The 19,113-nt window shown below is 71.1% G+C and carries 18 protein-coding genes and 1 riboswitch; of the genes, 6 read left to right on the forward strand and 12 right to left on the reverse strand.

The window, feature by feature from the left end:
* The first annotated feature begins 255 nt into the window (after positions 1-255).
* The 3 genes from NFT33_RS07250 to NFT33_RS07260 all read left to right on the forward strand — a co-directional run bounded on the left by NFT33_RS07250 (position 256) and on the right by NFT33_RS07260 (position 3,484).
* Positions 256-1,932 (forward strand): long-chain-fatty-acid--CoA ligase, encoded by a 1,677-nt coding sequence (locus tag NFT33_RS07250; protein ID WP_251674186.1) that lies wholly within the window; start codon positions 256-258, stop codon positions 1,930-1,932.
* Between the two features lie 47 nt (positions 1,933-1,979).
* A complete protein-coding gene (locus tag NFT33_RS07255) occupies positions 1,980-2,648 on the forward strand; it encodes a hypothetical protein (RefSeq protein ID WP_251674188.1) in 669 nt (222 codons plus the stop codon).
* Between the two features lie 65 nt (positions 2,649-2,713).
* Complete coding sequence (locus tag NFT33_RS07260) at positions 2,714-3,484, forward strand: 5'-methylthioadenosine/adenosylhomocysteine nucleosidase (protein ID WP_251674190.1); 771 nt, start codon at positions 2,714-2,716, stop codon at positions 3,482-3,484.
* On the opposite strand, the gene NFT33_RS07265 is transcribed toward NFT33_RS07260, so the two are convergent.
* The 3 genes from NFT33_RS07265 to NFT33_RS07275 are packed head-to-tail and all read right to left on the reverse strand — an operon-like array spanning position 3,471 to position 6,856.
* Positions 3,471-4,748 (reverse strand): serine hydrolase domain-containing protein, encoded by a 1,278-nt coding sequence (locus NFT33_RS07265; protein ID WP_251674192.1) that lies wholly within the window; start codon positions 4,746-4,748, stop codon positions 3,471-3,473. The two genes, NFT33_RS07260 and NFT33_RS07265, sit on opposite strands and share 14 nt — an antisense overlap.
* Before the next feature lie 49 nt (positions 4,749-4,797).
* Complete coding sequence (locus NFT33_RS07270) at positions 4,798-6,297, reverse strand: M20/M25/M40 family metallo-hydrolase (RefSeq protein ID WP_251674194.1); 1,500 nt, start codon at positions 6,295-6,297, stop codon at positions 4,798-4,800.
* Positions 6,298-6,349: 52 nt separating this feature from the next.
* Positions 6,350-6,856 carry a hypothetical protein gene (locus NFT33_RS07275; RefSeq protein ID WP_251674196.1) on the reverse strand — a complete coding sequence of 169 codons (507 nt, stop codon included), beginning with the start codon at positions 6,854-6,856 and terminating at the stop codon, positions 6,350-6,352.
* A gap of 183 nt (positions 6,857-7,039) precedes the next feature.
* Between NFT33_RS07275 and NFT33_RS07280 the strand changes: the two genes are divergently transcribed.
* Positions 7,040-7,738 carry a GGDEF domain-containing protein gene (locus NFT33_RS07280; RefSeq protein ID WP_251674198.1) on the forward strand — a complete coding sequence of 233 codons (699 nt, stop codon included), beginning with the start codon at positions 7,040-7,042 and terminating at the stop codon, positions 7,736-7,738.
* On the opposite strand, the gene metW is transcribed toward NFT33_RS07280, so the two are convergent.
* Together metW and metX are read right to left on the reverse strand one after the other, a co-directional pair.
* A complete protein-coding gene (gene metW / locus NFT33_RS07285) occupies positions 7,719-8,303 on the reverse strand; it encodes a methionine biosynthesis protein MetW (RefSeq protein ID WP_037481606.1) in 585 nt (194 codons plus the stop codon). The two genes, NFT33_RS07280 and metW, sit on opposite strands and share 20 nt — an antisense overlap.
* Entirely contained in the window at positions 8,300-9,433 is a 1,134-nt protein-coding gene (metX, locus tag NFT33_RS07290) for a homoserine O-succinyltransferase MetX (protein ID WP_220787865.1), read from the reverse strand. Before metX ends, metW begins: the two co-directional genes overlap by 4 nt.
* A gap of 65 nt (positions 9,434-9,498) precedes the next feature.
* Positions 9,499-9,570, reverse strand: a riboswitch (SAM riboswitch).
* A gap of 186 nt (positions 9,571-9,756) precedes the next feature.
* Here metX and NFT33_RS07295 point away from each other — a divergent pair.
* Entirely contained in the window at positions 9,757-10,551 is a 795-nt protein-coding gene (locus tag NFT33_RS07295; RefSeq protein ID WP_251674200.1) for a sensor histidine kinase, read from the forward strand.
* Here the strand turns inward: NFT33_RS07295 and NFT33_RS07300 are convergent, their stop codons facing one another.
* The 7 genes from NFT33_RS07300 to NFT33_RS07330 all read right to left on the reverse strand — a co-directional run bounded on the left by NFT33_RS07300 (position 10,552) and on the right by NFT33_RS07330 (position 17,947).
* On the reverse strand, positions 10,552-11,181 hold the full coding sequence (locus NFT33_RS07300; protein ID WP_251674203.1) for a glutathione S-transferase family protein: 630 nt from the start codon (positions 11,179-11,181) through the stop codon (positions 10,552-10,554). It abuts the gene before it with no gap.
* A gap of 115 nt (positions 11,182-11,296) precedes the next feature.
* The gene (locus tag NFT33_RS07305) at positions 11,297-12,589 is read right to left on the reverse strand and encodes an amidohydrolase family protein (protein WP_251674205.1); all 1,293 of its coding nucleotides are present in this window, start codon (positions 12,587-12,589) and stop codon (positions 11,297-11,299) included.
* Between the two features lie 34 nt (positions 12,590-12,623).
* Positions 12,624-13,670, reverse strand: a complete 1,047-nt coding sequence (locus tag NFT33_RS07310; protein ID WP_251674208.1) for a diguanylate cyclase domain-containing protein — start codon at positions 13,668-13,670, stop codon at positions 12,624-12,626.
* 204 nt (positions 13,671-13,874) lie between these two features.
* Positions 13,875-14,528, reverse strand: coding sequence for a uracil phosphoribosyltransferase (gene upp / locus NFT33_RS07315; RefSeq protein ID WP_149502023.1), 654 nt, complete (start codon positions 14,526-14,528; stop codon positions 13,875-13,877).
* Positions 14,529-14,564: 36 nt separating this feature from the next.
* On the reverse strand, positions 14,565-15,818 hold the full coding sequence (locus NFT33_RS07320; RefSeq protein ID WP_251674210.1) for a URC4/urg3 family protein: 1,254 nt from the start codon (positions 15,816-15,818) through the stop codon (positions 14,565-14,567).
* Positions 15,811-17,091 (reverse strand): GTP cyclohydrolase II, encoded by a 1,281-nt coding sequence (locus tag NFT33_RS07325; protein ID WP_251674212.1) that lies wholly within the window; start codon positions 17,089-17,091, stop codon positions 15,811-15,813. Before NFT33_RS07325 ends, NFT33_RS07320 begins: the two co-directional genes overlap by 8 nt.
* A gap of 16 nt (positions 17,092-17,107) precedes the next feature.
* Complete coding sequence (locus NFT33_RS07330) at positions 17,108-17,947, reverse strand: HDOD domain-containing protein (RefSeq protein WP_251674214.1); 840 nt, start codon at positions 17,945-17,947, stop codon at positions 17,108-17,110.
* Positions 17,948-18,270: 323 nt separating this feature from the next.
* On the opposite strand from NFT33_RS07330, the gene NFT33_RS07335 reads away from it, so the two are divergent.
* Positions 18,271-19,101, forward strand: coding sequence for a hypothetical protein (locus NFT33_RS07335; RefSeq protein ID WP_251674217.1), 831 nt, complete (start codon positions 18,271-18,273; stop codon positions 19,099-19,101).
* The last annotated feature ends 12 nt before the right edge of the window (positions 19,102-19,113 follow it).

Genomic DNA, 19,113 nt, shown 5'->3' on the forward strand with positions numbered 1-19,113 from the left:
AGCTCGACGCCAGCAAGGGCAGCCAGAAGACCAAGCGCAAGCGCATGGGCTGGAGCGATGACTACCTGCAAGGGCTCTTCGGTTTGACGCCCGGTTCAGTCAGCCATGCACAAACTTCGAGCGATGGCTAATGCAATCGCCCTGGTGACGTGAGGCCTTGATATGAGTAACAAGGGCGACAGCTTCTGAATGAATCCCCTGATGTCCGCCTGAGCGGCCTCCACCAGAATAGTCCGCAGCACTGGAGACATCTGAATGGACAAAGTCTGGTTGAGGCACTACCCCGAAGGGGTTCCCGCCGAGATCGAGGTGAGCCGCTACGCATCGCTGGTCGCGCTGCTGGACGAAAGCTTCGCGAGCTTTCGCGACCGCGATGCCTACCGCTACATGGGGCAGACCTTCAGCTATGCCCGCATCGACGAGATGTCGCTCGCCTTTGCGGCCTGGCTGCAGGCGCAGGGGCTGAAGAAGGGCGACCGGGTGGCGGTCATGCTGCCCAACGTGCCGCAGTATCCGATCGCGGTGGCCGGCATCCTGCGTGCGGGCATGGTGGTGGTCAACGTCAATCCGCTCTACACCCCGCGCGAACTCGAGCACCAGCTGCGCGATGCCGGCGCGAAGGTGCTGCTGATCCTGGAGAACTTCGCGCACACGCTGCAGCAGGTGCGTGCCTCGGTGCCGGTCGAGAAGGTCATCCTGACCTCGTTGGGCGAGCTGCTCGGCTTTCCGAAGGCGGCGATCGTCGATTTCGTGGTGCGCCGGGTCAAGAAGCTGGTGCCCGCCTTCGAGCTGAAGGGCACCCTGCGCTTCCGGGATGCGCTGGCGCAGGGTCGGTCGCGCAGCCTGCAGCCGGTGGCGGTGGGGCCGGAGGACCTGGCGGTGCTGCAGTACACCGGCGGCACCACCGGCGTGGCCAAGGGCGCGATGCTGCTGCACCGCAATCTGGTCGCCAATGTGCTGCAGTGCGATGCCTGGTACCAGCCGGCCCTCAAGCGTCTGCCCCCCGGCGAGCAGCTGGTGCAGATCTGCGCGCTGCCGCTCTATCACATCTTCGGCTTCAACACGAACATGATGCTGGGCTCGCGGGTCGGCGCCTGCAATGTGCTGATCCCGAATCCGCGTGATCTGCCGGCGCTGCTCAAGGAGCTCTCGGGCATCCGCTTCCATACCTTTCCGGCGGTCAACACGCTGTTCAATGCGCTGGCCAACCATCCCGCCTTCGGGTCGGTCGACTGGAGCCATCTGCTGATCTCGGTCGGGGGCGGCATGGCGGTGCAGCAGGCCACCGCGAAGCTGTGGCTGCAGAAGACCGGCTGCTCCATCTGCGAAGGCTACGGCCTGTCGGAGACCTCGCCGACGGTCAGCTGCAACCCGACCGACAGCCATGCCTTCACCGGCACCATCGGCCTGCCGCTGCCCGGCACCGAGATGTGCCTGCTCGACGACGACGGCCGCGAGGTGCCGCCGGGCACCGCCGGCGAGATCGCGATACGCGGTCCGCAGGTCATGGCTGGCTACTGGCAGCGCCCGGACGAAACCGCCAAGGTCATGACCGCCGACGGCTTCTTCCGCACCGGCGACATCGGCATGGTCGACGAGCGCGGCTACTTCCGCATCGTCGACCGCAAGAAGGACATGATCCTGGTGTCGGGCTTCAACGTCTACCCGAACGAGATCGAGGATGTGCTGACGCAGATGCCCGGCGTGGCGGAATGCGCCGCGGTCGGCGTGGCCGACAGCCGCACTGGCGAGGCGGTCAAGGTGGTCATCGTGCGGCGCGATCCGGCGCTGACCGAGGCCGATGTCCGGGCCTACTGCGAGCAGAACATGACCGGCTACAAGCGCCCGCGTGTCGTCGAGTTCCGCGACGAGCTGCCCAAGACGCCGGTCGGCAAGGTGCTGCGGCGCGAGCTGCGCGACCGCAAGCCCTGACTGCCGCAGCGCGCATGCAGGGTCGCCGCAGCAGTCAGGCAGGGACCATGGCCGAGTACTACGCCAAGTCGGTGCGCGGCCGACAGGTGCTGCGTGACCGGCACTACCCGCTGCCGCGTTCGGCGCGCAATCTGCTGCTGCTCCTCGACGCGTCGAAGCCGGTCCGGCAGTGGCTGCAGATGGTGCACGGCGTCGGCTGGGCCGAGGTGGGCGTGCTCGAGCAGGCCGGCCTGATCGAGCCGGTGCCGGAGGCCGGACCTGCCGAGACCCGTCCGGCGCCGCTGCCCAGCGATTTCGGTCCGGTCTTTCGCGCCGACGAACTGGCCCGGCTGGCGCTGCCGATCCCGCTGCAGGTGCCGCGGTTCGTCTCCCCCGCGTCTGGCACGGTGCCGCCTGCGTCCGCTCCCGCGCCTGCGCCGGTCATCGTGCCGCAGCAGGCGGATCCGCAGAGCGCCTTCATTCCTCTGAGCACGCGGCCCCGGCTGCACTCCACGCTGGCTTACACCGATCTCTATGACAGCCTGAACGCGCTGGCGCGCCAGACGCTCGGCCTGTTCCGGGGCTACCGCTACACGCTGCGCATCGAAAAGGCGCAGGATCTCGACGACCTGGAGCAGGTCGCCACCGACTTCGTCGCCGAGGTCGAACGCCTGCGAGGGCTGGCCACGGCGCGCACCGTGCGGCGCGCCCTGGGCCTGGAAGATCTCGGCGACTGACGCGCGCCGGCTGGCGTATGCTCGCGCCGATCATGAGCACGCCGTCCTGCCCGTCCCCTTCCGAGATGTCTTGCCCGACCCCGATCCGGCCGCTGGCGATCGTCAGTGCCCTGCACCAGGAACTCGCCGCGCTGCTGGCGCGCGGCCACGAGGCCGACTTCGAGCGCCAGCGCCATGCCGGGCGCGACTTCCTGGTCGGTCAGCTGCACGGCGTGCCGGTGGTGCTGGTGCTGTGCGGCATCGGCAAGGTCGCGGCGGCGACCACCGCGACGCTGCTGGCCGAGCGCTTCGGCGTCGGCGCGCTGGTCTTCACTGGCGTGGCCGGCGGCCTGGGCGACGGCGTGAAGGTGGGCGATCTGGTGCTGGCCGACACGCTGCTGCAGCACGACATGGATGCCTCGCCGCTGTTCCCGCGCTTCGAGGTGCCGCTGACCGGGCGCTCGCGCTTTCCGGCCGATGCGGCGCTGACCCAGGCGCTGGCCAGGGCCTGCGAGGCGGTGCTGGCCTTGCCGCAGCCCTTCGGCCCGACGGCCGAGGCGCTCGGCGTGAGCCGTCCGGCCCTGCATCGCGGCCTGATCGTCAGCGGCGACCGCTTCGTCGGCGCCGCGGCCGAATGTGCGGCACTGCGTCAGGCGCTGCCGGATGCGCTGGCGGTCGAGATGGAGGGCGCGGCGCTGGCGCAGGCCTGCCATGACCTCGGCCTGCCGTTTGCGGTGCTGCGCAGCATCTCGGACCGCGCCGACGACAGCGCGCATGTCGACTTCATGCGCTTCATCGACGAGGTCGCCTCGCGTGCCAGCGCGGCGATCGTCGACGGCTGGCTCAGCGCGCGCTGAGCGCCTCGACCCCCGGCTCGGTGCCGTCCAGGCCGCTGCGCGCGATGCGGCCCAGCACGCCCGGCCACCAGGTGCCGGGCCGGCGATCGGTGCCCAGCCGCACGACGACGGTGCGCTGGCGCGGCGCCACGAAGATGTACTGGCCGTGCTGGCCCTGCGCGTAGAAGTCGGTGCCCGGCACCAGGGTGGCCGGGTCGCGCCCGGAAGCCGGATCGGGGCGCATCTCCAGCGGGCCCTGCGGCAGGCGGCGCCACTGGCCGGTGTAGAAAGCCGCTTCCGGCCGGCCCGGCAGCTCGATGTTGCGCTGTGCGGCCGCATCGTCGCCGGGATGGGTCTGCACCGTCAGCAGTGTGTCGATCCATTCTGCCGGCACCACCTGGCGTGCGCCGACACGGCCGCGGTCCAGCATCAGCTGGCCGATGCGGGCGAAGTCGAGCGCACGGGCGTTCAGGCAGCAGAAGGCACGCGCCTGGCCGAGCACCGCGCTGTCGACGCTCCAGCTGGCATCCATGCCGGCACCCATCGGCGCCCACAGGTCCTGCGCGACCCGCTGGTGCAGCCGCTGGCCGGTCGCGCGCTCGATCGCCATGCCCAGCAGCTGGGTGTCGCCGCTGCTGTAGCGGTAGCGCTGGTCCGGCGGCTCGGCGATCTTCAGGCCGGCCACCGCGCGGCCCAGGTCCTGCGTCAGGTAGAAGACCGCCACATCCGACCACGGCGAGCTGTACTTTTCCTGGAACGCGATGCCGCTGCGCATCGCCAGCAGGTCGCGCAGCCTCACCTGGGCGAAACGCGGATCCTGGCGCTCCAGCTCGGGCAGGTAGCGGGTGACCGGATCGTCGATGCCACGGATGTGGCCGTCGCGGATCGCCTGGCCCAGCAGCAGCGCCACCACCGACTTGGCCACCGAGAACGAGGTCAGCAGCGTGTCACGCTGGCGGCCGGCGAAATACTGCTCGTGCACGATGCGACCGTCGCGCAGCACGATCAGCGCGACCGTGCCCTGCTGCTCCAGCCAGGGGCCGAGATCGCCGCCGTCGGGCGCGGCGGGCAGCTTCAGCGCCTCGGGCGCGGTCGGCAGCGGCACCGGCTGGCGCGAGGCCGGAATCGGTGCGTTGTCGAAGTGCTGATGGTCGGTGATCATCGTGCGCTGCTGGCCGATGATCCAGGCCGGTGGCAGCAGCGTGCCGCAGCCGGACAGGGCCAGCGGCAGCAGCAGCGCGCCCAGGGCGCGTGACGGAAGAAGGCGAGGCAGTCGGAAGGGCATGGCAGGAACGGCAGGCCGCACCAGGCAGCCTGCACAAGGGCCGCAAGGCTCAGGGGTGGGCGGCAATGACCTGCGCGACCGCGGCGGTCAGCCGGCGCGCGTAGGCCAGGTCGATGAACTCGTTCGGGCCGTGCGCGTTGCTCTTCGGGCCGAGCACGCCGCAGACCATCATCTGCGCCCGCGGGAAGCTCTTCTGCAGCAGGTTCATCAGCGGGATGGTGCCGCCCTGGCCGATGTAGCCCAGCGGTGCGCCGAACTGGTCGTGCGAGGCGCGGTCCATCGCGCGCTCCAGCCACGGCGCCAGCTCGGGCGCGTCCCAGCCGCTGGCGCCCCAGGCGCCGGCACGGCCGTCGGGCTGGAAGGTCACGCGGGCGCGGTAGGGCGCGTCGGCCTCCAGCAGCGCCTTCAGGTGTTCGGCCGCGGCGTTGGCGTCGACCGTCGGCGGCAGGCGCAGGCTGAGCTTGAAGGCGGTGAAGGGGCGCAGCACGTTGCCGGCGCTCGACAGCGGCGGCAGGCCCTCGGCGCCGGTCACGCTCAGCGTCGGCCGCCAGGTGCGGCCCAGCAGCGCCTCGACCGGATCGTCGGTCATCGGCAGCACCGGCTGGCCCTCGGCGCCGCAGGCCCAGGGCTGGCGCTTCCAGACCTCGTCGCCCAGCACCGCGGCGGTGGCGCGCGCCTGCGCCAGCCGCGCCGCCGGGATCTCGACATGGAAGGCGCCGGGCAGCAGCCGGCCGGTGGCGCTGTCCTCCAGCCGGTCGAGCAGGTGGCGCAGGATGCGAAAGCTCGACGGCACCACGCCGCTGGCGTCGCCCGAATGCACGCCTTCCTCCAGCACCTCCACCTTCAGCGCACCGCTGACCAGCCCGCGCAGCGAGGTGGTCAGCCAGAGCTGCTCGTAGTTGCCGGCGCCCGAGTCCAGGCAGACCACCAGGCTCACCGCGCCGAGTCGCTCGCGCAGCGCGTCGACGTAGAAGGGCAGGTCGTCGGAGCCGCTTTCCTCGCCGGTCTCGATCAGGCCGACGATGCGCGGGTGCGGCACGCCCTGGTCCTTCAGCGCCTCGATCGCGGCGATCGCGGCATAGACCGCGTAGCCGTCGTCGGCGCCGCCGCGGCCGTAGAGGCGCTCGTCGATGCGCTTCGGGGTCCAGGGGCCGAGATCGGCGCGCCAGCCGGTGAACTCGGGCTGCTTGTCGAGGTGGCCGTACATCAGCACGCTGGGCTGCTGCGCGGTGCCGACCGCCACCTCGTGGCGGGTCGCGGCGACCTCGAAGAACAGCACCGGCGTGCGCCGCCGGCCGGCGGCGTCGTGCAGCTGCACGATCTCCAGCGTCAGACCGGGCACGCGCCGCGCATTCACCCAGTCGGCGGCGCGGCGCACCACGGTGTCGAGATGCCCGTGCGCGGCCCAGTCGGCGTCGAACATCGGGCTCTTGGCCGGAATCGCGATGTAGTCGGTCAGCTCGCGGACGATGTCGCGGTCCCAGGTGGCGGCGACATGCTGCGCCAGCGCGGTCGGGTCGGGACGGATCAGGGTGTCGGGGGCATTCATGCGGACCTCGTGTCCGGCCGGAGGCGGCCGTCCGGCGGTCAGTGTAGCCAGCTCAGCCCAGCGCGTCGTCAAGCAGCGCCGGCAGCGCGTCCAGACCCTCGATGAGCTGTGGGGGCAGCGTGCCGTCGGGCAGTCGCGGCAGCTCGTCGGTGGCATGGAACTGGATGCGCGAGCCGCCGCCGGCCTCGGCGGTGATGCGCATCGTCAGCGGCAGGCTGACGATCTGCTCCGGATCGTCGCTCTGCACGATCGCGGTCTCGTCCTCGGCCAGGCCGAGCACCAGCCACTCGCCGCGGCCCTCGCGGTCGTGCAGCGGAATGCGGGCAAAGACGCTCAGGCCATAGGCCTGCGCATGGGCGGCGAGCCGGGCGATCGTCTCGGTGGGCGAGAACCGGCTGAGCCGCGCCAGGCTGCCGCTGTGGTGCGAGCCCAGACTGGTGACGGTCAGGGCCACCACCGTCAGGCCGCCGGTGATCCAGCAACGCCACAGAGGCGCGCGGCGGTGGGTGGGGGAACGCTTGTCCTGAAGCTGCCGGTCCTGATCATCGAGTGGCTGCATGGGAACTCCTCGGCGGACGGGTGGCGCGATGCCACGACAAAGATCGAATTCCGCACTCTACAGGCTTGAATTCGTCAGATTGGTGAAAGCCGAGCCGGAGTGCGGGTTGATCCGGGGCGGAATCATCCGGATTTACAGCTTTATATGAAACAATGTGTAAGCAACTGGCTACACGGATGTCTGATGAACCTGCGCGCGCGCATCGATCTTGCCGTGGCTCTGGCCGCGGTGGTCGCCAGCGCCGGTCTGGGCCTGCTGACCTGGATGGACCGGGAGGACTGGCGCCAGCACCTGCCGCCGCGGGTGCTGGCGCTGCTGCTGATCTTCCTGCTGCTGAACCGGGCCCTGCACCGGCTGGTACGCCGACCTGCGCGTGAGCACAGCCAGGCGCTGCGCCGGCTGGCGCTGCATGACAGCCTGACCGGCGCGGTGAACCGGCGCGGCTTCATGGATCGACTGGCGCAGGCCCAGCAGCATCAGCAGGCGCTGCTGTCGCTGGTGATGATCGACATCGATCACTTCAAGCGCATCAACGACCGGCATGGTCATGCCGCAGGCGACGGGGTGCTGCGCGAGGTGGCTGCCCGCCTGCGCCGGCAGATGCGCGGTGCAGACCTGCTGGGCCGGCTGGGTGGCGAGGAGTTTGCGCTGCTGCTGCCCGCGACCGATCTGGCCGGAGCGCTGGCTCAGGCCGAGCTGGCCCGGCAGGCGCTGCGCCGCGAGCCGATGGCGATCGCCGGCACGGTCACCGCCAGCTTCGGCGTGGCGCAGTGGGACGGCAGCGAATCGGCCGCCGACTGGCTGCACCGTGCCGATCTGGCGCTGTACCAGGCCAAGCGGCGCGGCCGCGACCAGGTGAGCCTCAGCGGTGCTCGAACTTGAAGACCGCGGTGCTGGCCAGCAGATTGGGCCAGTGCCGTACCACTTCACCCTCGTGCAGGCCGAAGGCGTCGAGGATGTGCAGACCGTTCTTGCGCGCCAGGATCTCGAAGTCGGCGAAGGTGCCGACGCGGATGTTGGGCGTGTCGTACCACTGGTAGGGCAGCACCTTGGTCACCGGCATGCGGCCCTGCAGCACGCGCAGCCGGTTCGGCCAGTGCGCGAAGTTCGGGAAGCTGACGATGCCGATGCGCCCGACGCGCGCGGTCTCGCGCAGCATGTCCTCGGTGTTGCGCAGGTTCTGCAGCGTGTCGAGCTGCAGCACCACGTCGAAGCTGTTGTCCTCGAAGAGGCTCAGGCCTTCTTCCAGGTTGCGTTGCAGCACGTTGACGCCGCGCTGCACGCCCGCCAGCACCTTGGCGTCGTCGAGCTCGACGCCGTAGCCGCGGCAGCCGCGCCGGTCGCGCAGCAGCGCCAGGAGGGCGCCGTCGCCGCAGCCGAGGTCGAGCACACGGCTGCCCTGGGGCACCAGATCGGCGATCAGTTCGAGGGCCTGGCGGTTGCTCATGCGCCGATCTCCCGGGCGATGTTGTCGTAGCAGGCGCGCACGATGCCGTGGTAGCGCGCGTCGTCCAGCAGGAAGGCATCGTGGCCGTGCGGCGCGTCGATCTCGGCGTAGCTCACGTCGATCCGGTTGTCGAGCAGGCCCTTGACGATCTCGCGCGAGCGCGCCGGCGAGAAGCGCCAGTCGGTCGTGAAGCTCACCACCAGGAACTTCGCCTGCGCGCGCGCCAGCGCCCGCGACAGGTCGCCGCCGAACGCCCGGGCCGGGTCGAAGTAGTCGAGCGCGCGCGTGATCAGCAGGTAGGTGTTGGCGTCGAAGTACTCGCTGAACTTGTCGCCCTGGTAGCGCAGGTAGCTCTCGATCTGGAACTCGATCTCCTGCGTCGAGTAGGCCAGCTCGGCCGAGCGCAGCTCGCGGCCGAACTTGGCCTCCATCGAGTCGTCCGACAGGTAGGTGATGTGGCCGATCATGCGCGCCACCCGCAGGCCGCGCTTGGGCACGACGCCGTGCGCGTAGAAATGGCCGCCGTGGAAGTCCGGGTCGGTGACGATCGCGCGCCGGGCGACCTCGTTGAAGGCGATGTTCTGCGCCGACAGGTTGGGCGCCGAGGCGATCACCAGCGCATGGCGCATGCGCTCGGGGTATTGCAGCGTCCAGCTCAGTGCCTGCATGCCGCCGAGGCTGCCGCCCATCACCGCGGCGAGCTGATGAATGCCCAGCCGGTCGAGCACGCGGGCCTGCGCGTTCACCCAGTCCTCGACGGTGACGACCGGAAAGTCGCTGCCATAGAGGCGGCCGGTGTCCGGATTGACATGCATCGGGCCGGTCGAGCCGAAGCACGAGCCGGGGTTGTTGATGCAGATGACGAAGAAGCGGTCGGTGTCGAGCGGCTTGCCCGGACCGATCAGGTTGTCCCACCAGCCGACGTTCTTCGGGTTGTCGGCATGCGTGCCGGCGACATGGTGGCTGGCGTTGAGCGCATGGCACACCAGCACCGCGTTGCTGCGCTCGGCGTTGAGCCGGCCATAGGTCTCGTAGACCAGCGTGTAATCGCGCAGCGTGGCGCCGCTGCGCAGCTTCAGCGCTTCGCTGAAGTGCATCTTCTGCGGGGTGACATGTCCCTGCATCGACATCGGGAGAGCTCCCAGAGGTTTCCGACCACGAAAAAAACCCGGCGCTGCCTGAGGCGGACACCGGGTCGTCGAGTGCCCCTCTTTAGCGGAATTTCTAGAGCGCCCGCAAGCCGGACCAAATCGGCGCTGTGAGGCGCGAGTGTAGCGCGAGCGCGAATGCGGCATGAACTGCGATTTTGGTGGTGCTCCGGCCCCTCGTGCAGGTGGCTGCCGCAGCTGCCGGACCCGTAGCCCCGGGGTGGCGAGTCCGGCCCCTGGGTCGTGACAATTCTCTCGCTCCCCCTTCTGGATGAAGCTGAACCGCTCCGAACCCGTCTGACACCGTGAATCCGACTGCTGTACCCGATCTCTCGAGTGATGCCTGGCTGCTGGCGCTGGGCACGATGCTGGCGCTGGCGCTGGTCGGCCGGCTGTGGCATCGCTGGCAGCAGGGCCGGGCGGACGAGCAGGCGCTGCCGTGCCGCTCGCTGCCTTTCGACTCCACGCTGGCGCGCTGGCCGGGGATGCCCGAGGCGGACACCGACATGCAGCGGCTGGTCGGTGAGGTCCAGGACCGGCTCGGGATGCAGCTGCTGGCCGCGCGCACGCTGGCGCGCACCGGCGATGACCTGCCCGGTCCGGCGCGGCTGATGCATCTCGACCAGCAGCTCGCGCAGGCGCTGCTGTCGCTGCGGCTGATGCGCGAGGCCGTGCGTGCCGAACCGGCGGCGCTGGGTGACGGCCTGCACGGTCTGCAGGCCCATTTCCAGCCGATGCTGGCCGAGCGGGGCATCCGGTTGAGCTGGCAGGTCGACGAGGCCGCCGCGGCGCTGCATCTGCCGGCGCGCAGCCGGCTGCATCTGATGCGGCTGGTCCAGGAGGCGCTGGACAATGTGGTGCGTCATGCCGAGGGCGCGCATGCGGCCGGGTTCGAGCTGCGGCTGCTCGAGGAGCGTTCGCAGCGCAGCCTGCGCCTGCGCATCAGCGATGATGGCCGCGGCAAGCCCGAGGGGCGCCGCGCCGAGGCCACCGCCCGCGGCATCGCGATGATGGAGCGCATCGCCAGCGATCTGGGCGCACCGCTGGCGATCGGCCCGGCCCGTCCGGGCTGGGTGGTGGAGCTGACGCTGAAGCTCTGATCAGGCCGGCGGGGCTGCCGGCGGCTGCGTGGCCGCGAAGCTTGCGCGCTGCGACAGGCGCTGCATCAGCCGGTCCAGATTGGGATGCGCATCGCGCCAGGCGATCGCCGGAAAGCGAAAATCAAGATAGCTCAGCGCGCAGCCGACCGCGATGTCGGCCAGCGTCGGATGCAGGCCGGAATACCAGTTGCGTTCGCCCAGGCCTGCGGACAGGGTGCGCAGCGCCGCGTCGATCTTGCCGAGCTGGCGCTCGATCCAGGCCGGGCAGCGCTGGCTGGCGTCGCGGCCGGGCCAGGTCGATTCCAGCCGTGCCAGCAGCGCGGCATCCAGCAGGCCGTCGGCCAGCGCCTCCCAGGTGCGGACCTCGGCGCGCTCGCGGCCCTTTTCCGGAATCAGCCGGCCGACCGGCGAGAGCGTGTCCACATATTCGACGATGACCCGCGAGTCGTAGAGCGCGTCACCGCCCTCGAGCACCAGGCAGGGGACCTGGCTGAGCGGGTTGGCCGAGGTCAGGCCGACCGGATCCGACCACGGATCCTCGATGACGAGCTTGTAGTCGAGCTTCTTCTCCGCCAGCACGATGCGCACCTTGCGCACATACGGGCTGGTCAGCGAACCGATGAGTTTCATGAGCGGGGCAGGTTTGTCGTTCTGAGTTTCGGGGCAGGACCATTCTAGCCACGAGCCTTTCGGGCCAGCGGTCCGGCTCCCCCCTTGGAAAAGCGTGATGCGGGGTGATCGACCTTCAGCGCTGCAGTGTCCAGTCGACCGTGGCAGGTCCGCGCCCGGGCAGGTCGAGCACGGCCTGGGCGGGTGCGCGGCGCGCGATCACCTGTCCGCGCCGCACCACCGCCAGCCGGGTCGCGCGCAGCCGGATCGCCTCGACCGGCGAGCGCGCCTGCAGCAGCACGACATCGCCGTGGCAGCCGATGTCCAGCCCGTGGCCGTCGAGCCCGAGCACCTTCGCGGCATTCGTCGTCACCGCGTCGAAGCAGGCGCGCATCTGCGCCTGCGAGGTCATCTGCGCCACATGCAGGCCCATCTGCGCCACCTCCAGCATGTCGCCCGAGCCCAGCGAATACCACGGGTCCATGACGCAGTCGTGGCCGAAGGCGACATTGACGCCGGCGGCCATCAGCTCGGGCACGCGCGTCATGCCGCGGCGCTTCGGGTAGGTGTCGTGGCGGCCCTGCAGCGTGATGTTGATCAGCGGGTTGGCCACCGCATGCACGCCGGCCTCGGCGATCAGCGGCAGCAGCTTGGACACGTAGTAGTTGTCCATCGAGTGCATGGACGTCAGGTGCGAGCCGGTGACGCGGCCCTGCAGCCCGAGGCGCTGTGCGTGATGGGCCAGCGTCTCGATGTGGCGCGACAGCGGATCGTCGCTCTCGTCGCAGTGCATGTCGACGCGCAGGCCGCGTTCGGCGGCCAGCTCGCACAGCAGGCGCACCGACTCGGCGCCGTCCGCCATCGTCCGCTCGAAGTGCGGGATGCCGCCGACCACCTCGACGCCCAGGTCGAGCGCGCGCGTCAGGTTGGCCAGCGCGCCCGGGCGGCGCAGCACGCCGTCCTGCGGGAAGGCGACCAGCTGCAGGTCGAGGCAGGGCGCGACGCGGCGTCTGACCTCCAGCAGCGCCTCCACCGCCAGCAGTCGGTCGTCACAGATGTCGACATGGCTGCGGATCGCCAGCAGCCCCTTGGCCACCGCCCAGTCGCAGTACTGCAGCGCGCGCTCGACCAGCGCTTCCTGCGTGAGCTGCGGCTTGAGCTCGCCCCACAGCGCGATGCCCTCCAGCAGCGTGCCGCTGGCGTTGACCCGCGGCAGGCCGTAGGAGAGCGTCGCGTCCATGTGGAAATGCGCGTCGACGAAGGGCGCGCTGAGCAGCCAGCCCCGGGCGTCGAGCGTGGGCAGGCCCGGCGGCGCGGCCAGCGCCGGGCCGACCGCGGCGATGCGCCCGGCCAGGATCAGCAGGTCCTGGCCGGTGCGGCCGTCGGGCAGCGTGGCATCGCGGATCAGCAGGTCTCGGGCTTCGGTCATCGGGACGTCTCCGCGGCAGAGGGGCAATCGGGTGTCAGGCCGCGATGCGGCGGCGGCGGCGGCGGCCGGCGGCCATCTCGGCCTCGCAGCGCTGCATCAGTGTCTGCGGCGTGTCGCCCGGTCCGGCCTGGGCATGGCTGATGTCGATCTGCAGCAGGCGATCGCCGCTCAGGGCCGACCAGTCGCGCTCCTGCACCGCCTGCGCGATGCGCTGGCAGATGCGCGCGGCATCATCGGCCGATGCCTGCGGCAGCAGCACCGCGATCTGCTCGTCCGACCAGCGGGCCGCCAGATCGCCGGCCCGCAGCGTCAGTCCGATCAGCTGGCCGAAGGCGGCGAGCACCCGTTCGTGCCGGGCCTGGGCGGGCGGATCGATGTCGCTGGCCGACAGCAGCAGCACCGCGCAGTCCTGATCCGCCGGCAGCGGCAGCAGGCGGTGCGCCTGCTGCATGAAGGCCTGCCGGTCTGGCAGCGCGGGCAGGTGCTCGGCGTGCTCGGGCACCAGCGCAGGCTGCACGCTGGCCTGCAGCTGCGTCAGATAGCGCGACAGCCGCGCCGAGGACGGCAGGCTGGCGCTGTCGCGGGCCTCCAGACCCTGACGCCGGCGCGCCATCTGCTCGGTGTCCAGACAGCGGGCCAGGCAGCGTTCGCCCAGATCCGCCAGTGGCCGATGACCGATCCGGGCCGCCTCGTCGGCCAGACGCAGCGCGGCGGCTTCCAGCGCCGCCGCATCCTGCCGGGCCTGCGCGATCAGCACGGCCACCCACAGCAGCGGCAGCTCGGTGTTCTCGGGTGCGGGGTCCGTGGTGTCCTGGCCGGGCGCCTGCCGGGGCGGCGGGCTGCTGCGCAGCCGGGCCAGATGCTGGCGCGCGGCGTCCGGCTCGCCGTCCAGCACCCGCTGCAGCGCCTGCAGCCAGCCCAGGCGCCAGGCGCTTGCCGCATCGGCGGGGCGGGCGCCGGCCAGGTCGATCGCCTGCCGCACCGTGCTCAGCAGCTGCGCATCGGAGGCGGCGCAGCCGTCGAGAAGCTGGCGAGCCAGCGTGCTGCTGTGCTGAGGGTCCTGGCGCTCCGGTTCGTTCATGCATTCCCCATCTCGTGTCATCCGGTCTGCCCTTGTGGCGGCTGGCACGCGCCCCGGGCCTCTTCTCCTGCGGCAGCGCGGAGGCCTGCGGGCCGCGATCCGCTCTGGATCCGGCAGAATCCGGCCGCCGGCACGCCCATTCGTGCCGCTTCCGGATGAGAGGAATTGAACCACAGCCGTACCCGGACCCGACATCGGCCCGGCTTACTTGGTGCCGAACATCCGGTCGCCGGCGTCGCCCAGGCCGGGAACGATGTAGCCGTGGTCGTTGAGCTGGCGATCGATCGCCGCGGTGTAGACCGGCACGTCCGGATGGGCCTCGTGGAAATGCTTCAGGCCCTCGGGCGCCGCCAGCAGGCTGACGAAGCGGATCGAGCGCGGGCGGGTCTCCTTCAGCCGCTCGACCGCGGCCGCGGCCGAATTGCCGGTGGCCAGCATCGGATCGAGCACGATGGCATCGCGCTCGTGCATGTCGCCGGGCATCTTGAAGTAGTACTCGACCGCGACCAGCGTCTTGGGGTCGCGGTACAGGCCGATGTGGCCGACGCGCGCGCCCGGCACCACCTGCAGCATGCCGTCGAGAAAGCCGCTGCCGGCGCGCATGATGACGACGAAGACGGTCTTGCGGCCCTCGATGACCGGGCTGAGCATCGTCTCGAGCGGCGTCTCGATCTCGATCATCTGCGTCGGCATGTCGCGGGTGACCTCGTAGGCCATCAGCATGCTGATCTCGCCGAGCAGGCGGCGGAAGCTGTTGGTCGAGCGGTCCTTCTGGCGCATCAGCGTCAGCTTGTGCTGCACCAGCGGGTGATCGACGACGTGGACCTGGCCGGCGCCGGGGGTGTTCATCGTGCTCATGGGGTCTCTCCTCGCGGGTTGCGGATCAGGTTGGGATCAGAAGACGGTGCCGTCGCTGGCGATGCGCAGCGGCGGTGCGCCGCCCGGCCGGCGCTCGGCGGCGATCTCGCGGCCGGCGGCCCAGCTGCCGCCCTCGAGCATGCACGCCAGCGGCAGCTGCTGCGCATCAACGCCCAGCTCGGCGCGCACCAGCGGCGCCAGGTCGTCGAGCAGCGCCACCGTCAGCGCCCGCCACTCGATCACCCATGGATCGTCGACCGTTCTAGGCCGGGCGGCGAAGTCGGCCGCCAGCGGCACCAGCGCGCCGCCGTCGATCAGCAGGCCGCCGTTGCGGTATTCGGGCAGGCCGGTGAGCGCGTCCAGCCCTTCCACCGCGATGCCGGCCCACTCGAAGGGCTCCAGCAGCGAATAGGTCAGCCACTGCGACAGCTTGTGGAAGGGCACCCGGCCGGCGGCCGGCGCGTCCGGCGCACTGGCCTGCGGGTGCGGCCAGACATCGCCGATCGGCCGCCCGTCCAGACTCTGGCCCGAGGGCCAGATCGGCGCGAGCGACGCCAGCAGCTCGACCAGCAGCTCGGCGGCCTGCAGCGCCGGTGCGGTGCTCGAGCGCTGGCGCGCGCGCGCGGCCAGCCGGTCGAACAGGCCGCCGGGGCGGCCGTCGTCGCCGAAGCGCTCGGGCTGCGCCGCCATCACCGCGCCGAGCCGGCGCAGCAGCGCCGCGCGCCCCTCCAGGCCGACGAGCGGATTGTCCGGCCGGACCTGGAAGACGGCGGCCAGCGGCGCGGCCTCCATCCGGCCGAGCGCGCGGGCGTCGACCCGGCAGGGCTCGTCCGGCCGCGACGAGAAGGCGCCGGCCGCGAAGGCGCGCAGCGTCGCCACCGCCAGCCCTTCCGAGCGCGCCAGGCGCTGGCCGGTCTCGGCCTCGTCGTAATGCCAGTCGGGGCCGGCGCCGGCATCGAGCAGCACGCTGATCAGCGCGAGATCGATGCGCGCACGCGCCAGGCCGGCACTGCCAAGCGGGCGCAGCAGCGCGTCGATCTCGTCCTTGCGGTCGACGCCGCCGGCCTCGAAATGGCGCCAGCGGCTGTGATACGGGATCTGCAGGTCGGGGAATCGCCGGCGCGTCAGGGCGGCGATGCGCCGCGCGATGGCCGGCAGCGCGCCGCGGTCGAGGCGGAAATGCGCCGAGTGGCCGCTCTCCACCGCCGCAGTGATCGCATGGCAGCGCCGGCGTACGGTGGCCGGGTCGTTCAGCACGACCAGCGGGTCGAGGCGGTGATGTTCACTCAAGGCCGCGCCCCTTCACGGCGGCCAGATCCGCCTCGTCCGGCACCTCGCCGGTGGTGAAGTAGCCGGCGGCGATCTTGGCCTGGATCTCGACCATCGCGTCGGCCGGCACCAGCTCGTCCGGGATCTTGATGCGCTCGACCACCTCGATGCCGCTGCCGGTGATGGCGTCGAACTTGTCGTTGCTCATCGACACCAGCCGGTGGATGCGGCGGATGCCCAGCCAGTGCAGCACGTCGGGCATCAGCTCCTGGAAGCGCATGTCCTGCACGCCCGCCACGCACTCGGTGCGCAGGAAGTACTTGTCGGCCGAGTCGCCGCCCACCTGGCGCTTGCGCGCGTTGTAGACGAGGAACTTGGTGACCTCGCCCAGCGCGCGGCCCTCCTTGCGGCTGTAGGCGATCAGGCCCACGCCGCCGCGCCCGCCGTGCGCGACGCTCTGCGCGCCCTCGATGCACTCCTCGATCGCGTGCGTGAGGTAGGGGCGACAGGTGCAGATGTCCGAGCCGAACACGTCCGAGCCGTTGCATTCGTCGTGGATGCGCGCGGTCAGCGTCACCGACGGATCGGCCAGGTCGCGCACGTCGCCGAAGACATAGAGCGTCTGCCCGCCGATCGGCGGCAGGAAGACCTCGATGTCGCTGCGGGTGACCAGCTCCGGGTACATGCCGCCGGTCTCCTCGAAGAGCGCGCGGCGCAGCTCGGCCTCGCTGACGCCGAAGCGCCGGGCCACGCCGGGCAGCCACCAGACCGGCTCCACCGCGATCTTGGTCACCGCCGCCGAGCCGTCCTCCAGCAGGATGCGGCCGTCGGGCTTCAGGCGCTGGAAGGCCATGGCCTGGCGCACCTCGGGCAGGTGGATGTGCGCCTTGGTGACGGCGATGGTCGGGCGGATGTCCATGCCTGAGGCGATCTGCTCGGCGAAGACCTCGGCGACCAGCGCGCCCCACGGATCGATCGAGACGATGCGCTCGGGCTCGGACCACTGCGGATAAGGGCCGATGCGGTCGGTCGGCGCGGTGTTGGTCAGGTCGGCGCGGTGGCCGCGCTCGAGGTTGCCGGCCGCCACCGCCAGCGCGCGGTAGACGCCGTAGCTGCCGCTGTGCGTGCCGACGACATTGCGCTGGTGGCGCGAGACGGTCGTACCGACGACCGGGCCGCGTGCGTGCGGATCGGCTTCGCCCCAGCGGATCGGCGGGGCCCCGGCCGCACCCTGGCCGGGATGGGAGGTGAGCCGGATGTGGCCGGCCGGGGAGGGGGAGGGGTCGCGGGCCATGGGGGTTCCTCGGGTGTCAGTCGATGATCTGCAAGCCGCGTGCCCGCAGCTCGCCCAGCTGATGCCAGTGCGGTGCCACCGCGTCGCGCAGCGCCTGCTCGGGCAGGTCGGTGCTGGCGGGCAGCCCGGAGAGCGCTGACAGCGCCGCCGGCGCGCCCGGGCCGCCGTCCTCGTGCAGCAGCGCCTCGGTGGCGGCGCCCAGCGCGAGCAGCCGGCGCAGCATCGGCTCCAGCGGCGGGCGCTGCGCTGGGGCTCGCACCCGTTCGCGCACGAAGCTGACGACCGGCCCGGCCAGCCCCCAGCTGGCACACAGCACGCTGCCGTAGGCGGCATGTCCGATGCCCCAGGCGCTGGTCTCGGCCACGTCCAGCGCGGCGGCGTCGGTGCCGAAGGCCTCGAGCATCGCCTCGTAGGCCGGGCCCAGATGCGCCAGCATCAGCGCCTGGCCGCTGCATGCGAACAGGCCCGCGGTGTGCGCCTGCAGCGGATCGACGCCCAGCGCCGCAGCGCTGCGGCCCATCAGCAGGCCGCTCAGCCCGGCGGTGCGCCACAGCGCGTTCATGCGCGGCGAGGGCGGGAAGGCCGCACGCAGCGCGCTGGCATAGCTGATCGCCACCACCTCCCGGGTGCCGAGATAGCGCAGCGCCTCGCCGACCGTCTCGACCCGCCGCAGCAGGCCGTACATCGCCGAGTTGACGGTGCGCACGACCGCGGCGGCCAGCGCCATGTCGGACTCGATCAGCGCGGCGATCTCCGGCAAGGCGCGCTCGTCATCGCGCATCAGGGTCTGCAGTTCCAGCAGCACACGCGGGCAGGCCGGCAGATCGGCCTGGAGGCTGCGCAACGGTGCGGGCAAGGGCACGTGCTTCTCCGATCCCCAAGACGGTGTTGAACAGGCCTTCAGCGTACGTCGGCTCACCCCGGTGGTGCATCTGGGGTGACCCGTGACGGTGCACTTTCCGGGCAAGTCCGGCAATGCGGCGCGCTCCGGCGTGGTGTTTTCCCCGTGGGCGCCGTCGTCACGAGCATCCCAGGCCCTTGCGGTACCTCAATGAAAATTGATCGGCACGACTTTTGCCTTCGTATTGCCTTCGAAATCTGATTGAATTCGTGACACTTGTCGCGCTTTGTGGGGTGGGGACTCTGATGGACACAGCCGTGAAACAGGGGATGGCAGAAATGGCAGGCGCGAGCCGGGTTGCTGTGCAATGTCGTGCGCCGTCCAGAGGCGCGATCCGTTTCGATGAAGTGCTGGCGGCGGCGGTGCGGCTGGCGCGCTGGCGCATGGGCGCCTGCGTCAGCTACCGGCCGGAGGCGGACGAGTCGCCCGCCGAGGTGGTCGCGCGTCTGATCGGCAGCATGGCCCGGCTGTCCGAACTGCCTGCGGAGGCCGCGCTGCTGGTGCAGCCGGCCGCGCTGGGTCAGGACGCGGTGCAGATGATGCGGCTGCTGGCGGCGGCCCGCTCGCGGGCGATGCCGGTCACGCTGGATCTGGTGGCGCCCGAGGCGACCGGCCGGCTGATCGACCAGCTGGCGATGCTGCGCGTGCATCACGACCGCCTGGGTCTGTCGCTGTCGGCCGATCGAGAGTCCAGCCTGCACGATGCCGACCGCGCCTGCGAGGCCGGCGTGCGGCTGCGGCTGGTGCATGAGCGCTGGGCCGACACCGGTGCGGCGCGCCGCCAGTCGACCGAGGCCTTCGAGCGGCTGGTCGACCGGGTGGCCGGTCGTGCCACGCAGGTCATGCTGGCCTGCCACGACCCGCAGACGCTGGATCGCAGCGTCGAGCAGCTGCGCCGTGCAGGCAGCGCGGTCACGCTGGAGCTTCAGCCCGATCAACCTCGCCAGGGTGTGCTGTGGGTGGCCCGCAGCCGCCAGGTGCCGGTGCGCAGCCTGCTGCACTACGGCCGGCCGGCCGCACCGACGCGGCTGGGCACGCTGGCCCGTCAGCCCCGGGTGCTGTGGTGGTCGACGCTGAGCAGCAGCCTCAGCACGCTGCTGCCGGCCTGAGTCCCGCGGGCC

The sequence above is a fragment of the Sphaerotilus sp. FB-3 genome, from assembly GCF_023706025.1.
Taxonomy (GTDB): domain Bacteria; phylum Pseudomonadota; class Gammaproteobacteria; order Burkholderiales; family Burkholderiaceae_C; genus Sphaerotilus; species Sphaerotilus sulfidivorans.

Bases quoted from the DNA above. Each gene is read 5' to 3' on its own strand.
- NFT33_RS07280 (WP_251674198.1), top strand. From the start codon at position 7,040: ATGAACCTGCGCGCGCGCATCGATCTTGCCGTGGCTCTGGCCGCGGTG.
- NFT33_RS07325 (WP_251674212.1), bottom strand. From the start codon at position 17,091: ATGGCCCGCGACCCCTCCCCCTCCCCGGCCGGCCACATCCGGCTCACC.
- NFT33_RS07255 (WP_251674188.1), top strand. From the start codon at position 1,980: ATGGCCGAGTACTACGCCAAGTCGGTGCGCGGCCGACAGGTGCTGCGT.
- NFT33_RS07300 (WP_251674203.1), bottom strand. From the start codon at position 11,181: ATGAAACTCATCGGTTCGCTGACCAGCCCGTATGTGCGCAAGGTGCGC.
- NFT33_RS07270 (WP_251674194.1), bottom strand. From the start codon at position 6,297: ATGAATGCCCCCGACACCCTGATCCGTCCCGACCCGACCGCGCTGGCG.
- NFT33_RS07260 (WP_251674190.1), top strand. From the start codon at position 2,714: ATGTCTTGCCCGACCCCGATCCGGCCGCTGGCGATCGTCAGTGCCCTG.
- NFT33_RS07275 (WP_251674196.1), bottom strand. From the start codon at position 6,856: ATGCAGCCACTCGATGATCAGGACCGGCAGCTTCAGGACAAGCGTTCC.
- metW (WP_037481606.1), bottom strand. From the start codon at position 8,303: ATGAGCAACCGCCAGGCCCTCGAACTGATCGCCGATCTGGTGCCCCAG.
- metX (WP_220787865.1), bottom strand. From the start codon at position 9,433: ATGTCGATGCAGGGACATGTCACCCCGCAGAAGATGCACTTCAGCGAA.
- NFT33_RS07265 (WP_251674192.1), bottom strand. From the start codon at position 4,748: ATGCCCTTCCGACTGCCTCGCCTTCTTCCGTCACGCGCCCTGGGCGCG.
- NFT33_RS07310 (WP_251674208.1), bottom strand. From the start codon at position 13,670: ATGAACGAACCGGAGCGCCAGGACCCTCAGCACAGCAGCACGCTGGCT.
- upp (WP_149502023.1), bottom strand. From the start codon at position 14,528: ATGAGCACGATGAACACCCCCGGCGCCGGCCAGGTCCACGTCGTCGAT.
- NFT33_RS07250 (WP_251674186.1), top strand. From the start codon at position 256: ATGGACAAAGTCTGGTTGAGGCACTACCCCGAAGGGGTTCCCGCCGAG.
- NFT33_RS07335 (WP_251674217.1), top strand. From the start codon at position 18,271: ATGGCAGGCGCGAGCCGGGTTGCTGTGCAATGTCGTGCGCCGTCCAGA.
- NFT33_RS07305 (WP_251674205.1), bottom strand. From the start codon at position 12,589: ATGACCGAAGCCCGAGACCTGCTGATCCGCGATGCCACGCTGCCCGAC.